Here is a 15514-nt window from a genome sequence, read left to right as displayed (position 1 = left end):
AAATGGCGGGCTGAGTATAGAACCTGGATCACAGGGCTTTCAGGCGCATGTGAATGACCGGAAAGGGCCGGCCTTCGCCGTCGAGTGCCGAGCGGCCGATGTCTTCGAATCCGTAGTGCCGATAGAAGCCGTGGGCTTGCGGGTTCTGTTCGTTGACGTCGACCTTCAGCAGCGGGCGGCGGACGTGGTCGAGCAAGCGTCGGCCGATGCCCTGGCCACGCTGGGCCGGGTCGATGAACAGCATCTGCACGGTGTCATCGTCGGTGGCGATAAAGCCTGCCGGGGAGTGGTCGGGGTTCTCGAAAACCTGCACATCCAGCGCGGGCAGGTAGGTGTCACGCACCAGCGGGAACAGCCGATGGATATCGTCTTCCGGGAGGAAATCGTGGGTGGCGCGGACCGAGCGCTCCCACAGTGCGGCGAGCTGCGGATCATCCGCAGCGGTGCGCTTTCGAATGGTCATGGATGAGTCCTTCAGTGTCTGACGGGGAGAAGGAGGGCGATCCTAAACCAGAAAAAAGCGCAAGTGTGTGAAGAATCGTTCTCGGCTGTCGCCCCTTGCCCAGAGCGGATGCTAGTCTTCAACAACGTTGTCTTCAGGGAGCCCTCATGGGCAATCACAAGATCGAAATCCGCCGCACCAACGTCGACAAGATCCTGCTGGCGGCGGAAAAAGTCTTCGCCGAAAAGGGTTTCGGCGGCACCGCCATGGCGGACATCGCCGCTGAAGTGCAGCTGCCACGCTCCAACCTGCATTACTACTTTTCGACCAAGAGCGAGCTGTACAGCGCAGTGCTGTTCGACCTGCTGGAAGTGTGGAAGCAGGACGCGCTGTGCTTCGAGATGTTCGACGATCCGCGCGTGGTGCTCAGCAGCTACATCCGCGCCAAGATGAACCACTCGCGCAGCCGGCCTTACGGGTCGAAAGTCTGGGCCAACGAAATCATCCACGGCGCGCCGACCCTCGGCGAGGCGCTGGATGTGAGCCTGTATGACTGGGCGAAGATGAAGGAGGCGAAGATCCGCCAGTGGGTCGAGGACAAGCGGATTCTGCCGGTGGAGCCGTCGAGCCTGCTGTACATGATCTGGGCCTCGACGCAGCACTATGCGGACTTCGATCATCAGGTGAATATTCTGAATGAGCACCAGCCGCTGTCGGACATGCAGTTCGAGCGGGCGGTGCAGACGGTGACTAGCGTGATTTTGCGGGGGATCGGATTAGAACCTTGAGCCTCGTAACTGATCGTTCCCACGCTCCGCGTGGGAATGCCTCCGGTGACGCTCTGCGTCATGCTCTGAAGCGGACGCAGAGCGTCCATGGCTGCATTCCCACGCGGAGCGTGGGAACGATCATTCAAGGGCTGACGTGATACGGATTGCGCGGATCATGATTCCAGTCCAGAAACGGCTTGCCCGTTTCCATCGGCACCATCTCGATGCAATCCGCCACCGGACAGGTGATCTGACACAGATTGCACCCCACACACTCGTCATCGATCACTTCATATTGATGCGTGCCATCGGCCTGTTTCAGGCTGCTGATCGCCTGGTGTGAGGTGTCCTCGCAGGCAATGTGACAACGCCCGCAACCGATGCATGCCTCCTGGTCGATCTTCGCGATCACCTGATAGTTGATGTCCAGGTACTTCCAGTCCGTGGTGTTACCCACCGCGCGCCCGGAAAACTCCGCGATGCTGGCGTAACCCTGACTGTCCATCCACCGCGACAAACCATCCTTCATTTCATCGACAATCCGGAAACCATGCAGCATCGCCGCCGTGCACACCTGCACCGCGCCGCTCCCGAGTGCGATGAACTCCGCCGCGTCACGCCAACTGCCGATGCCGCCGATGCCGCAGATCGGCAGGCCCTGGGTCTGCGGATCGCGGGCGATTTCCGCGACCATGTTCAGCGCGATGGGCTTCACTGCCGAGCCGCAATAACCGCCGTGGGTGCTTTTGCTGCCGACGGTGGGCAGGGCGACCATGTGTTCGAGGTCGACGCTGGTGATCGAGTTGATGGTGTTGATCAGCGACACCGCATCGGCGCCGCCACGGTGTGCAGCGCGGGCGGCGACGCGGATGTCGGTGATGTTCGGCGTCAGTTTGACGATCACTGGCAGCGAGCAATAGGTCTTGCACCAGCGCGTCACCTGCTCGACGTACTCCGGCACCTGACCGACCGCCGCGCCCATGCCGCGTTCGGGCATGCCGTGGGGGCATCCGAAATTCAGTTCGATGCCATCGGCGCCGGTGGCTTCCACCAGCGGCAGGATGTGTTTCCACGACTCTTCGACGCACGGCACCATCAGCGAAACGATCAGCGCGCGGTCCGGCCAATCCTTTTTCACCTGAGTGATTTCCCGCAGGTTGATTTCCAGCGAGCGGTCGGTGATCAGTTCGATGTTGTTGATGCCCAGCACTTCGCGGTTGGCGCCGTAGTGCGCCGAATAACGCGACGACACGTTGACCGCCGCCGGGTCTTCACCCAGGGTTTTCCAGACTACGCCACCCCAGCCGGCTTCGAAGGCGCGGACCACGTTGTAGGCCTTGTCGGTCGGCGGCGCGGAGGCCAGCCAGAACGGATTGGGGGCTTTGATACCGGCGAAGACAATCGAGAGATCGGCCATTTACGCAGCCTCCACTTTGAGCATCAGTTGAGCGTTGATCGCCTCGGCGGCGCGCTTGCCGTGTTGCACCGCTTGCACGGTCAGGTCCTGATCGAGGCTGGTGCAGTCGCCGCCGGCATACACGCCGGGGATGCTGGTGCGCAGGTTTTCATCGACCTGGATTCGATCGCCCTGACGCTTGAGTTCGCGGGCCAGCGGGTCGGCAAGGGCGCTGCCGTCGAAGGCCTGACCGATGGCTTTGAAGATCGCATCGGCGGCCAGTTCGAATGTTTCGCCAGTGGTTTGCAGACGACCGTCCACCAGATGGGTGCGGGCGAAACGCATGCCGCGCACCTTGCCTTGAGCGTCGAGCAGCACTTCGTCCGGTTGCGCCCAGGTCAGCAGCCGCACCTGATTGGCCTTGGCGATGTCCTGTTCGTGGCCGGTGGCGCCCATGTCCGCTGCGCCACGGCGATAGACCAGATTGACGTCACGGGCACCGAGGCGGGCCATTTGCACGGCCATGTCGATGGCGGTGTTGCCGGCGCCGAGGACGATGCAGTGTTCGGCCAACGGCAGTTGCGACAGGTCGTCGGCCTGGCGCAGTTCGCGGATGTAGTCGGTGGCGGCGAGCAGGCCGGGGGCGTCTTCGTGGGCCAGGCCGAGTTGCTTGCTGGCGTTCAGGCCGAGGCCGAGGAACACCGCGTCGAACTGTTGATGCAGTTCGCTCAAGGTCAGGTTGTCGCCGAGTTTCTGTCCGTGGCGGATTTCGATGCCGCCGATCTGCAGGAGGAAATTCAGCTCCTTCTGCGCGTAGTCGTCGACCAGTTTGTACTTGGCGATCCCGTATTCGTTGAGCCCGCCAGCCTTCTCCCGCGCTTCGAAAATCACCACGTCGTGACCGTGCATGGCGCTGCGATGGGCACAGGACAAACCCGCCGGACCAGCCCCGACCACTGCGATGCGTTTGCCGGTAGCGGCGGCGCGCTGGAACGGGTGCTCGGTGAAATGCGCGTTGTCCACGGCGTAACGTTGCAGCAGGCCGATCAGCACCGGCGCGCATTCGTGGGCGTTGTTGCGCACGCAGGCTTGCTGGCAGAGGATCTCGGTCGGACAGACCCGGGCGCAACTGCCGCCAAGGATGTTCGCCGAGAGGATTTTCTGCGCCGCGCCGGGCACGTTGTCCTGATGGATATTGCGGATGAACGACGGAATGTCGATCTCGCTCGGGCACGCGTTCACGCACGGGGCGTCGTAGCAATACAGGCAGCGCGAGGCTTCCAGATGCGCCTGACGGTCGTTGAGCGGCGGCGCCAGATCAGTGAAATGGCCGGCGAGGGCGGCCGCACTTTCTTGCGGGTGCGGGAGATGGTTCAGGGTCTCGATCACGGTTTTTTGCCTCACGGTTATTTGAGGTTTTCTGCCTCTGTCGGGCAGTGGTTAGATCATCTGTTGATCGTTCCCACGCTCCGCGTGGGAATGCAGCCCGTGACGCTCCGCGTCACTGGACGCAGAGCGTCCCTTGAGGCATTCCCACGCAGAGCGTGGGAACGATCATCGGTAATCCAGGGATCAGCGTTTCACGGCAACCGGGCGATGCAACTCCGCCCGCTTGCTCAGCAAATCAAACACCGCCGGATACGCCGGCCGTTCGATATACCGGCCCGCCCCACGCTCGGCGCGCAGGTCGCCATCGGCCCAGACCACCCGGCCCTGGCTGACGGTATGGCTCGGTACGCCGGTCACGGTCTTGCCTTCGAAGATGTTGAAGTCCACCTGCTGATGGTGGGTCCTGGCGGAGATGGTGCGGGTGCCCTGCGGGTCCCACAGCACCAGGTCGGCATCGGCGCCGACGCGGATCGCGCCCTTGCGCGGATAGAGATTGAAGATTTTCGCGGTGTTGGTGGAGGTGAGGGCGACGAAGTCCTGCATCGACAACCGCCCCGAGTTCACCCCTTCATCCCACAACACCGCCATGCGGTCTTCGATGCCGGCGGTGCCGTTGGGGATCTTGCTGAAATCGTCGCGGCCGGCGGCTTTCTGCTCGGCGCAGAAGCAGCAATGGTCGGTGGCGGTGGTGTGCAGATTGCCGCTCTGCAAGCCATGCCAAAGCGCGTCCTGATGCCCGCGCGGACGGAACGGCGGGCTCATCACGTAACCGGCGGCGGTCTGCCAGTCCGGGTGCTGGTAGACACTGTCGTCCAGCAGCAGATGCCCGGCCAGCACTTCGCCGTAAACCGGTTGGCCCTTGCTGCGGGCATAGGTGATTTCGTCGAGGGCTTCCTTGGTCGAGACGTGCACCAGGTACAGCGGCGTGCCGATGGTTTCAGCGATCCGGATTGCCCGGCTCGCGGCTTCGCCTTCGACCTGAGACGGCCGCGACAGCGGATGCGCTTCCGGCCCGGTGATGCCCTGGGCCATCAACTTGCGTTGCAGGTGATAGACCAGCTCGCCGTTTTCCGCGTGCACGGTCGGCACCGCGCCGAGTTCCAGGCAGCGCTCGAAGCTCGCCACCAGCGTGTCATCGGCGGCCATGATAGCGTTCTTGTAGGCCATGAAATGCTTGAAGCTGTTGATCCCATGATGGCTAACCAGCTCGGCCATTTCCTCGCGAACCTGCTCGCTCCACCAGGTGATCGCGACGTGGAAACCGTAGTCGGACGCGGATTTTTCCGCCCAGCCACGCCACTGGTGAAAGGCTTCGAGCAGCGACTGCTGCGGATTGGGAATCACGAAATCGATGATCGAGGTGGTGCCGCCGGCCAGGCCTGCGGCGGTTCCGCTGTAGAAATCTTCGCTGGCCACGGTGCCCATGAACGGGAGTTGCATGTGGGTGTGGGGATCGATGCCGCCGGGCATCAGGTACTGGCCGCTGCCGTCGAGCACTTCGGCGCCGGCGGGAACATCCAGGTTTTCACCAATGGCTTTGATCACGCCGTCGGCGCAATAGACATCGGCGCGGTAACTTTCATCATGGGTAACAACGGTGGCGCCACGGATCAACAGAGACATTCCGAGTTCCTCGCAGGCATGACCGACTTGTGCCGGCTCTAGTGTTTTATTGTTTGCGGCGCCAGATGCGTAATCTTGTCAGCGCTGTCAGGAATAGACGCTAGTCGCAGTTCTGCAATTGATCAAGATTATTTTTTATAAGCTTATGACTGTTTTAACTTGTTGATAAATAACGATAAAAATACAAAATCACCAAAATGGTGAGGCACTTCACCATTTTGACGCACTTGACAGGTTGGAAATATGAGCAAGATTTCCTATGTGAAATCAGCCGCTTGAAGTTGAGCTGCGGGTGATGCGTTCTAAAGAAAAATAATGCAGTGCACCAGATTGAGTCCTGACAGTTCGGACAACTTGCCTGGCATTTAGCCTGAGTGTTCAGTCAAGTTTTCGCGGCCTCACAAGGTGAATAATTAAAACTGATAAACATCAGTCAGTTACAAAAAGATCGAAGCACGGCCCCAGCGCCAAGCGGTTCCCCCGGCACGTTTATTGATGCCGCCGCTGACACCATGGCCGGTGCATGAAAGTTGTCAGTTCCTCCGGCCATCGTCCGGCTCGCACCTGCGTGTGCAGCCGCCTGATGAGCAAAAAAATAATCAGAAGAACAGTGGAGCGGCCATGCAACAGAACAGATCGCAAGTGACCGAGCGCGACGGCTTGTTCGAACTCGAAGCCGGCAGCGACGTCCTCGACAGTCCCCGTTACAACCACGACATGGCACCGACCAAGGTGCGCGAACGAACCTGGAACAAATGGCACATCACTGCGCTGTGGGTCGGCATGTCGATCTGCGTGCCGACCTACACCCTCGGTGGTGTGCTCACCGCGTATTTCGGCCTCACCGTCGGCGAAGCCTTGCTGGCGATTCTGTTTGCCAACGTCATCGTCCTGATTCCCCTCACGCTCAATGCGTTTCCCGGCACCAAGTACGGGATTCCGTTTCCGGTGCTGCTGCGATCGTCGTTCGGGATTCTCGGCTCCAACGTGCCGTGCCTGATCCGGGCGCTGGTGGCGTGCGGCTGGTTCGGCATTCAGACCATGTTCGGCGGGCTGGCGATTCACCTGTTTCTCGGGTCGGTGTTCGACGGCTGGAAATCCCTCGGCGGGACGGGGGAGGTGATCGGTTTCATGGTCTTCTGGGCGCTCAACCTGTGGGTGGTGATCCGCGGCGCCGAGTCGATCAAATGGCTGGAAACCCTGTCGGCGCCGCTGCTGGTGGCGGTCGGCATCGGGTTGCTGGTGTGGGCCATGCCCAATGTGTCGATGACTGAATTGCTGGCGATCCCGCCGAAGCGTCCCGAAGGCGCGAGCGTGGTCAGCTACTTCGCCGCCGGGCTGACGGCGATGGTCGGTTTCTGGGCCACGTTGTCGCTGAACATTCCTGACTTCAGCCGTTATGCCCGCAGCCAGAAGGATCAGATCCTCGGGCAGATTTTCGGCCTGCCGCTGACCATGTTCCTGTTCGCCGCGCTGGGCGTGGTGATGACCGCCGCTTCGGTGAAACTGGTGGGCGTCAGCGTCTCCGATCCGGTGACGCTGATCGGCCATATCCAGAGCCCGGTGTGGGTCGCGGTGGCCATGGCGCTGATCATCATCGCGACGCTGTCGACCAACACCGCCGCCAACATCGTCTCGCCAACCAACGACTTCCAGAACATCGCGCCGAAGGTGATCAACCGCACCAAAGCGGTGATCCTCACCGGGTTCGTTGGTCTGGCGTTGATGGGCCATGAACTGCTGAAGAAGCTTGGGCTGATCGTCTCCGATGTCAGCCTGGAAACCGTGTATTCGAACTGGCTGCTGGGCTATTCCAGCCTGCTCGGGCCGATTGCCGGGATCATGGTGGTGGACTATTTCCTGATCAAGAAACAGCAATTGGACCTGGCTGGCCTGTACCGCGACGACGTGTATCCGGCGTGGAACTGGGCCGGATTCATCGCCTTCGGCGTGCCGGTGGTGCTGACCCTGCTGTCGCTGGGCAGCAGCGCATTCAGCTGGTTCTACAGCTACGGCTGGTTCACCGGCTCGGCGCTGGGTGGGTTGATCTATTACGGGTTGTGCGCGATGCGTGCGACGCCTTCGGTAGTGAAATCACCGGTGTAGCAGATGATCGTTCCCACGTTCCGCGTGGGAATGCAGCCCGGGACGCTCCGCGTCCCCACAGCGGACGCAGAGCGTCCATGGATGAATTCCCACGCAGAGCGTGGGAACCAACTGCCTGAGGAGAACCCCATGAACGCAGCCGTAGACGTTCTGCAATCGACCCATCAGCACATCAACCGCGACCGCTTGTGGGCGTCGCTCATGGAACTGGCCAAACTCGGCGCCACGGTCAAGGGCGGGGTCTGTCGCCTGGCCCTGACCGACCTCGACCGCCAGGCCCGCGACCTGTTCGTGCAGTGGTGCAAGGACGCCGGTTGCAACGTCACGGTCGATGAAGTTGGCAACATCTTCGCCCGTCGCCCCGGGCGTAACCCGAACCTGCCGCCGGTGATGACCGGCAGCCACATCGACACCCAGCCCACCGGCGGCAAGTTCGACGGTTGCTTCGGCGTGCTCGCCGGGGTCGAGGTTCTGCGCACCCTCAATGACCTCGGCGTGGAAACCGAGGCACCGCTGGAAGTGGTGGTCTGGACCAACGAAGAAGGCTCGCGCTTCGCCCCGTGCATGATGGGCTCCGGCGTGTTCGCCGAAAAATTCACCCTCGAAGAAACCCTGGCCAAGGTCGATGCCGACGGCGTCACGGTTGGCGAAGCGTTGAACGCCATCGGCTACGCCGGGCCGCGCAAGGTCAGCGGGCATAAGGTCGGCGCCTATTTCGAAGCACATATCGAGCAAGGCCCGATCCTGGAGGACGAACAGAAAACCATCGGCGTAGTACTCGGCGCACTGGGGCAGAAGTGGTTCGACCTGAAACTGCGCGGCGTCGAAGCCCACGCCGGCCCGACCCCGATGCACCTGCGCAAGGATGCACTGGTTGGCGCCTCGGTGATCGTCGGCGCGGTCAATCGCGCTGCCCTCGGCCACCAACCCCACGCGTGCGGGACCGTCGGTTGCCTGCAAGCCTATCCCGGCTCGCGCAACGTCATCCCCGGCGAAGTACGCATGACCCTCGACTTCCGGCATCTGGAACCGGCACGCCTCGACTCGATGATCGCCGAGGTCAAGCAAGTCATCGAAGCGACCTGCGAAGAACACGGCCTGACCTATGAACTGACCCCGACCGCCGACTTCCCGCCGCTGTACTTCGAAAAAGGCTGCGTCGAAGCCGTGCGCGGCGCCGCCAAAGGTCTGGGCCTGTCGCACATGGACATTGTCAGCGGCGCCGGCCACGACGCGATTTTCCTCGCTGAACTGGGCCCGGCCGGGATGATCTTCGTACCGTGCGAAGGCGGCATCAGCCACAACGAAATCGAAAACGCCGCGCCGGACGATCTGGCGGCCGGGTGTGCGGTGTTGCTGCGGGCGATGCTGGCGGCTTCGGCGGCGGTGGCGGGCAAGCAACGCGCGGCGTAAAGCCAGGGTTGGGTAGTCAAGAGACTGTGGCGATCTGGCAGATCGCCACAGACACCCGGCTCAAGTTGTTCTTTTGTGGCTCAGCTCTGCCTTGCGCCGTTCCTTGCCATCCGGGCTGCCGATGTTCAACAGCCTTCTTTCGATCATCACGTTTTCCAGTGCCTGCCGCTCTGCCGGGTCCATCTGGTGTTCGCGCTTTTTCAGCTCCAACAGAATGGGTGTGGACCACGTGCGATAGGTCCGTTCGGTAATACGGTCGCTCGTCATTTTTGTCTCTCCTTGATCAGATGCCCGGCCGCAGGCGCGGGCACAATCCGTCGAGGTACTAACGTTAGACGAGAAAGCCGCGAGGCGCGAATAGTCAACGCTCAATCGTGGTTGGCACGATCACAACCGTCCGCGGTCGTAAATTTCACATGCGCGAACTTGTGGAGAATCAATGAGCCGGGACGTCCTGACCACCGAAACCAATCGCCGTCAGTTGCAACAAATCATTGCCGGGCTGTCTGACGGGGTGATTCTGTTGGAGATCGACCAGACGATTCTCTGGGCCAACGAAGCGGCGCTGACGATGCATGGCGTCAGCCGCATCGGCGAGCTGGGCAACAACGCCGGGGAATATGCCGAGCGCTTCAATCTGCGGTATCGCAACAACCACGCGCTGGCACCGGAGCAGTACCCGATCTGCCGTGTGGCCGCCGGCGAAACCTTCAGCGACGTGCTGGTCGAAGTCTCCCCGTGCAGTGACGAGGAACGCACCTGGGTGCACAGTGTGCGCAGCATGGTGCTGACCGATCGCGATGGCGAGGTCGAGTCGCTGGTGCTGATCATGAGCGACGTCACCGATTGGGCCAACGCCGAGCAGCGCTTCGAAAAAACCTTTAATGCCAACCCGGCGCCGGCGGTGATCTGCCGCCTCAGCGATCTGCGTTATATCAAGGTCAATCCGGGGTTTCTGGAAATGACCGGCTACACCCGCGATCAGGTGATCGGCGCCTCGACCTATGAGCTGGACATTCTCGAACGGGCCGAGCGCAAGGACCTGGCGATCCAGCGCCTGCGTGATGTCGCGACCATTCCGCAGATGCAGGCCGAACTGCGTCTGCCGGACGGTGGCAGCAAACAGGTTATCGTCGCCGGCCAGCCGTTGGTGCTCAACGACGAAGACTGCATGCTGTTTTCGTTCGTCGACATGGAGCCAAGGCACAAGGCCGAGGTCGCCCTGCGCCAGAGTGAGGAGCGGTTCGCCAAGGCCTTTCGCCTGACGCCGGTGCCGATCCTGATTTGCAGTGCCGACGAGCAGCGGCTGATCGATGTCAACCAGGCCTTCCTCGATACCTTGGCTTACGACAGCGACGACGTGCTCGGCAAGACCGTCGCGCAACTGGACTTCATCGATGAACAGGCTGAGCGCGCCCGGTTGCTGGCGGCGCTGGAGAAGACCGGCCGGGTCGATCGCGCCGATATGCGAATCCGCAAGAAAAACGCCGAAGTGCTGGAGTGCGCGGTGTCCGCTGACACCGTCAACATCCAGGACACGGTGTGCTATCTGCTGGTGCTGATGGACATCACCGAGCGCAAGCACACTGAGCTTGAACTGGTGGCAGCGATTGAAGAGGTGATGAAGGATGCGTCGTGGTTCAGCCGCACGCTGATCGAAAAGCTGGCCAATGTGAAGAAGATCAACTCGCCGCAGTTGCCCAGCGTTTCGTTCACCGATCTCACCGCCCGCGAGCGCGATGTTCTGGGGCTGATCTGCGAGGGGCTGGCGGACAAGGAAATTGCTGCACGGTTGAAACTGGCGCCGAATACAGTGCGCAATCATGTGGCGACGGTTTATTCCAAGCTGGATGTGCACAGCCGCAGCGAGGCGATTGTCTGGGCCCGCGAACGGGGGTTGTTCTCGGGGAGCAGCCGGGGGCAGCGGTAAGGTGCAAATGCACTAGTTCATGGGGTGCAAATTCGGGTGTCTGACAAGGCAGGCTGTTCTTAGGCTGGTGGGGTGCGATGCGGGTTTCGTTCGTGATCGTGTCCCTTCCGTCGTTGTTATTGGATCAGACCATGAATGTGTTGTTTGTCATTGAACCTGGCGTGTTGCGTCGATTTTCGGAGCTGGCGCAATGATTTATCTGACGCAGTTGCGGGCGCAACTTGAGCGTAGTTTTTCGCCGTTGGCTTGTGAGTGTGTGGTGGATGGGGATCATTCCCTTACTGTGAAGTTGTATCACCCGGCGTCCGGTCAGGTTGATCTGGTGATTAGTGGGTTGAGTCTGGATGCCTTGCGTACTTCGGAGGCGGTGGATGCTTTGGTTGATGAGTTGCGGTATGAGCTTGAGAGTAATTCGTTGCGAACGCCGGGGTGAACTTGGCGGCCTCTGGGCCGACCAGGTTCTTGTTCGGTTTGGGTGAATATCCGGTTCTTCGGGTGCAGCCGCTGGCGGTTTCGCCCTTACGGCGAGTCACCTTTTCCAAACGCCGAAAAGGTAACCCAAAAGGCTTTACCCTGACGTACGGCCCTCGCTGTGGCTCGGGTTCCTTCGCTCCGGGATTGATCCGGGGGCATCGCCTCCGGTTTGCTTCGCTGCACCTCCTCTCGATGTGTTTGGCTTCGCCAAACGGTCGCTGCGCTCCCACCCCCGGATCAATCCCTCCACTCAGCCTGCCGACGGGCCCTGCGATCAAAAGCGGTGCTCGAGCTAACGCTCATCGTGGTGAGTGGTGAAGAGCGCTAAGCCGACTTGTTTGATCGTTCCCACGCTCCGCGTGGGAATGCAGCCCGGGACGCTCTGCGTCCCAATCCGACTTTCACCTGTGAGTGATGGCTTGTCGGCGGTGGCGATGGATTAGTCGACTCATTCCGAAAATCGACAGCAAATCCTGCCAGTTCGAGCCATTTCACTGGCACTTGCAGTCCACTGGTCTATAAGGAATGAGTGGTTCGGTTTCCATAGCCGGGCGTTGTCCTGCTCGGCGACGGGAGTTTTCTTCCATTCATCGCGGGTCATCCTATGAACAATCCTGGGAAACGCGTGTGTGCTTCGTTGTTGTCGGCTTTCGGTCTGGTGCTGCTCAGTGGTTGCGCCAGTCCTCCACCCCCTCCGCCGGCAGCACCGCCTCCGCCACCTGAGCGCACTTGTCAGGTCATGGAAAATACCGAGGTCGCCGGTGATGCCTATGCCGACGGGCAAGTGACTCGACACATCACCAAGACCCGTTGCGTCACTCAATAAGCCGGGCGCCGTTAAAGGCGCGGGTCGAGTGGATTGTGCTGGTGGCCGATCTGGTTGGCACCGCAGTCTTCGCCGTGGAAGGCGCGATTGCGGCGATGCGCAGTCAGCTAGATCTGCTTGGGGTGATGGTGATTGCGTTCATTGTCGCGCTCGGTGGCGGGGTGACCCGTGATCTGTTGATCGGTGCCACGCCGCCCAAGGCTGTGGCGGACTGGCGCTATCCGGCGCTCGCATTTGCCATGGGCGGGGTGGCGTTTGTTTTTCATGAGCGGGTGCTGGGCTGGTCCGGTTCGACCCTGATCGTGCTGGATGCGGCGGGATTGGCGCTGTTTGCCGTGGCCGGGGCGCAGAAGGCGTTGAATTTCGGGATCTCGCCGTTTGTGGCCATGTTGATGGGCACGATTACCGGGGTCGGTGGCGGGGTGCTGCGTGACATTGTGCTGGCGCGGGTGCCGGTGGTGTTGCAGGCGGATCTGTATGCCAGCTCGGCGTTTGTCGGCGCGGCAGTGTTGATCGTCGGGCGCAGGCTGGGTGTGCCACCGGTGGCGGCCGCGTTGCTGGCGGGGGCGGCGTGTCTGTTGTTGCGGTTGTTGTCGGTGCATTTCGGCTGGCAGTTGCCGAAGGTTCTGGAGGCATGAAAAAGGCAGCCCCTGGGCTGCCTTTTCTTTTGCGTCAGAGGCGGATCAGGACAGGAAGCCGCCGTCCACGTTCAGCGATACGCCGGTGGTGTAGCTCGAGGCATCGCTCGCCAGGTACAGCACGGCGCCGGCCATTTCGCTTGGGTCGGCTACGCGCTTGAGTGGGATCTGCGTCAGGGCCTGTTTCAGGATCGCGTCGTTTTTCACCAGGGCCGAGGCGAATTTGGTGTCGGTCAGGCCCGGTAGCAGGGCGTTGCAGCGGATGCCGAACTGCGCGCATTCCTTGGCGAAGACTTTGGTCATGTTGATCACGGCGGCCTTGGTCACCGAGTAGATGCCCTGGAAGATCCCCGGCGAAATGCCGTTGATCGAGGCCACGTTGATGATGCTGCCGCCGCCGTTTTCGCGCATCAGCTTGCCGGCTTCCACCGACATGAAGAAGTAGCCGCGGATGTTCACGTCGACAGTTTTCTGGAAGGCGCCAAGGTCGGTATCCAGCACGTTGCAGAACTGCGGGTTGGTCGCGGCGTTGTTGACCAGGATGTCCAGCCGGCCGAACTGTTCCTTGATTCCGGCGAAGACCTGGCTGATCTGCTCCATTTCGCCGATGTGGCAGGCGATTGCTGTGGCCTTGCCGCCGGCGGCGATGATGGCGTCGGCCACGTGCTGGCAGCCTTCGAGTTTGCGGCTCGAAACGATCACATGTGCGCCTTGCTGGGCCAGCAGTTTGGCGATGGCTTCACCGATGCCACGGCTGGCGCCGGAGACGAAAGCGATCTTGCCGTCGAGGTCGAACAACTGAGTCTTGGACATGGGATTCCCTTGTAGTAAGCCTTGTTATAACGCCGTCATCAGAGGCTGGATTTGGCAATGACCTGCAGGCTCATCTGCTCCAGCAGTTTGTTCATGTGAATGAACTGCGCGAAGCGTTTGTCCTGGGTCTGCCCATGGAAGAAGCGGTAGTAGATCTGCTGCACGATGCCGGCCAGGCGGAACAGGCCGTAGGTGTAGTAGAAGTCGAAATTGTCGATCTGGATGCCCGAGCGTTCGGCGTAATAGTCGACGAATTCGCGGCGCGTCAGCATGCCCGGCGCGTGGCTCGGCTGGCGGCGCATCAGTTGCACCGGTGCCGGGTCGTCCGCCTGGATCCAGTAGGCGAGGGTGTTGCCCAGATCCATCAATGGATCGCCAAGGGTAGTCAGTTCCCAGTCGAGCACGCCGATGATCTGCATCGGGTTGCTCGGGTCGAGGATGACGTTGTCGAAGCGGTAGTCGTTGTGGACGATGCTGGAGGTCGGGTGATCGGTCGGCATCTTGTCGTTGAGCCAGGCTTTGACCTGTTCCCAGTGCGGTGCGTCCGGGGTCAGGGCTTTTTCGTAACGCTCGCTCCAGCCTTTGATCTGGCGGGCGACGTAGCCTTCCGGTTTGCCCAGATCGCCGAGGCCGCAGGCGTTGTAATCGACCCGGTGCAGCTCGACGAAACGGTCGATGAAGCTCTTGCACAGGGCTTCGGTTTTCGCCGAATCCAGCCCCAGCTCCGGCGGCAGGTCCGAGCGCAGAATGATCCCCTTGACCCGTTCCATCACATAGAACTCGGCGCCGATCACCGAATCGTCGGTGCAGTGCACGTAGGCTTTCGGGCAATACGGGAAACCGTCGCGCAACTGGTTGAGGATGCGGAATTCGCGGCCCATGTCGTGGGCGGACTTGGCCTTGTGGCCGAACGGCGGACGGCGCAGGACGAATTCCTGGTCCGGGTATTCCAGCAGGTAGGTCAGGTTCGACGCGCCGCCGGGAAACTGGCTGATCTGCGGTGTGCCGGTCAGGCCCGGAATATGCGCCTTGAGGTACGGATCGATCAGGCTGGCATCGAGTTCTTCGCCAGAGCGGATACGGGTGGACTGGTCAGTAAGCGCCATGCTTATCCCTTCTGCTTATTTTGGAGGCCAGACATCATTGGCTAATCTAATGGCGCGCTCGGGCGGTCACAAGCGCGGTTCGGTCTTATAGGTTAGCGTGTTGGACGATAATCACCTTTGGGAATGTGCGCGGCAGGCCGCTGGCGACTAAGGTTTAGCGCAGATGCCTTGTTCACAAAGGAGCTTTGAAATGGGCTGCCCGCAAGTCTGTGCCAGCGCCACCCTGCAATGCAGTTTCGGCGCCGCACCGGCGGTGCTCAACGTGCTGCCGGTCAACCGCACGCTGACCGGCGGGATGCCGGCGGCGAACATCATGGATCATATTCCGCTGGTCAACGTCACCACCTTCGGCATGTGCATGAGCATGGCCAACCCGATGGTCGCCGCTGCCACGGCTGCGGCATTGGGCGTGTTGACGCCGATGCCATGCATTCCCGCTACCGCCACGCCGTGGATTCCCGGCGGCGCTCCGACGTTGCTGCTGGGCGGGATGCCGGCGATCGATGCCAACAGCACATTGATATGCAACTGGGCGGGGGTGATCAAGATCGTGATGCCGGGGCAGATGCAGATGTTGATTCCCTGATT

14 protein-coding genes are annotated in these 15514 nt (G+C 61.2%); 7 read left to right on the top strand and 7 right to left on the bottom strand.

The window, feature by feature from the left end; genetic code table 11:
- Positions 1–28 precede the first annotated feature (28 nt).
- Positions 29–463, bottom strand: a complete 435-nt coding sequence (locus AC07Y2_RS09860) for a GNAT family N-acetyltransferase (protein ID WP_039767218.1) — start codon at positions 461–463, stop codon at positions 29–31.
- A gap of 146 nt (positions 464–609) precedes the next feature.
- Here AC07Y2_RS09860 and AC07Y2_RS09855 point away from each other — a divergent pair, with 146 nt between their 5' ends.
- On the top strand, positions 610–1230 hold the full coding sequence (locus tag AC07Y2_RS09855; protein WP_007952885.1) for a TetR/AcrR family transcriptional regulator: 621 nt from the start codon (positions 610–612) through the stop codon (positions 1228–1230).
- 124 nt (positions 1231–1354) lie between these two features.
- On the opposite strand, the gene preA is transcribed toward AC07Y2_RS09855, so the two are convergent.
- The 3 genes from preA to hydA all read right to left on the bottom strand — a co-directional run bounded on the left by preA (position 1355) and on the right by hydA (position 5620).
- On the bottom strand, positions 1355–2629 hold the full coding sequence (gene preA, locus AC07Y2_RS09850) for an NAD-dependent dihydropyrimidine dehydrogenase subunit PreA (RefSeq protein WP_103385958.1): 1275 nt from the start codon (positions 2627–2629) through the stop codon (positions 1355–1357).
- Positions 2630–3997, bottom strand: a complete 1368-nt coding sequence (locus AC07Y2_RS09845) for an NAD(P)-dependent oxidoreductase (protein WP_103385959.1) — start codon at positions 3995–3997, stop codon at positions 2630–2632.
- Positions 3998–4180: 183 nt separating this feature from the next.
- The gene (gene hydA, locus AC07Y2_RS09840; RefSeq protein ID WP_039767210.1) at positions 4181–5620 is read right to left on the bottom strand and encodes a dihydropyrimidinase; all 1440 of its coding nucleotides are present in this window, start codon (positions 5618–5620) and stop codon (positions 4181–4183) included.
- A 621-nt stretch (positions 5621–6241) separates the two neighbouring features.
- On the opposite strand from hydA, the gene AC07Y2_RS09835 reads away from it, so the two are divergent.
- Both AC07Y2_RS09835 and AC07Y2_RS09830 read left to right on the top strand, forming a co-directional pair.
- A complete protein-coding gene (locus AC07Y2_RS09835; RefSeq protein ID WP_074688805.1) occupies positions 6242–7726 on the top strand; it encodes an NCS1 family nucleobase:cation symporter-1 in 1485 nt (494 codons plus the stop codon).
- Positions 7727–7855: 129 nt separating this feature from the next.
- Positions 7856–9139, top strand: a complete 1284-nt coding sequence (locus tag AC07Y2_RS09830) for a Zn-dependent hydrolase (RefSeq protein WP_074688804.1) — start codon at positions 7856–7858, stop codon at positions 9137–9139.
- Positions 9140–9199: 60 nt separating this feature from the next.
- Here AC07Y2_RS09830 and AC07Y2_RS09825 read toward each other — a convergent pair whose 3' ends face one another.
- Complete coding sequence (locus AC07Y2_RS09825) at positions 9200–9406, bottom strand: hypothetical protein (RefSeq protein WP_039767201.1); 207 nt, start codon at positions 9404–9406, stop codon at positions 9200–9202.
- Positions 9407–9578: 172 nt separating this feature from the next.
- Here AC07Y2_RS09825 and AC07Y2_RS09820 point away from each other — a divergent pair, with 172 nt between their 5' ends.
- The 3 genes from AC07Y2_RS09820 (at position 9579) to AC07Y2_RS09810 (ending at position 13007) form a co-directional block, all read left to right on the top strand.
- Entirely contained in the window at positions 9579–11069 is a 1491-nt protein-coding gene (locus AC07Y2_RS09820) for a helix-turn-helix transcriptional regulator (RefSeq protein ID WP_103385960.1), read from the top strand.
- Between the two features lie 190 nt (positions 11070–11259).
- Positions 11260–11502: a DUF1652 domain-containing protein gene (locus AC07Y2_RS09815; RefSeq protein WP_039767197.1), complete on the top strand. Its 243-nt coding sequence runs from the start codon at positions 11260–11262 to the stop codon at positions 11500–11502.
- Between the two features lie 908 nt (positions 11503–12410).
- The gene (locus AC07Y2_RS09810; protein WP_254778409.1) at positions 12411–13007 is read left to right on the top strand and encodes a trimeric intracellular cation channel family protein; all 597 of its coding nucleotides are present in this window, start codon (positions 12411–12413) and stop codon (positions 13005–13007) included.
- Positions 13008–13052: 45 nt separating this feature from the next.
- Here the strand turns inward: AC07Y2_RS09810 and AC07Y2_RS09805 are convergent, their stop codons facing one another.
- Complete coding sequence (locus AC07Y2_RS09805; RefSeq protein ID WP_064380507.1) at positions 13053–13820, bottom strand: SDR family oxidoreductase; 768 nt, start codon at positions 13818–13820, stop codon at positions 13053–13055.
- A gap of 38 nt (positions 13821–13858) precedes the next feature.
- Positions 13859–14926, bottom strand: coding sequence for a phosphotransferase family protein (locus tag AC07Y2_RS09800; RefSeq protein WP_074688799.1), 1068 nt, complete (start codon positions 14924–14926; stop codon positions 13859–13861).
- Positions 14927–15116: 190 nt separating this feature from the next.
- Here AC07Y2_RS09800 and AC07Y2_RS09795 point away from each other — a divergent pair, with 190 nt between their 5' ends.
- Complete coding sequence (locus AC07Y2_RS09795; protein ID WP_103385961.1) at positions 15117–15512, top strand: DUF4280 domain-containing protein; 396 nt, start codon at positions 15117–15119, stop codon at positions 15510–15512.
- The last annotated feature ends 2 nt before the right edge of the window (positions 15513–15514 follow it).

This window comes from Pseudomonas sp. GW456-12-1-14-TSB6, assembly GCF_059424205.1.
Note: the sequence above shows the minus strand (reverse complement) of the source record. Positions and strands in the feature narration are given on the sequence as shown.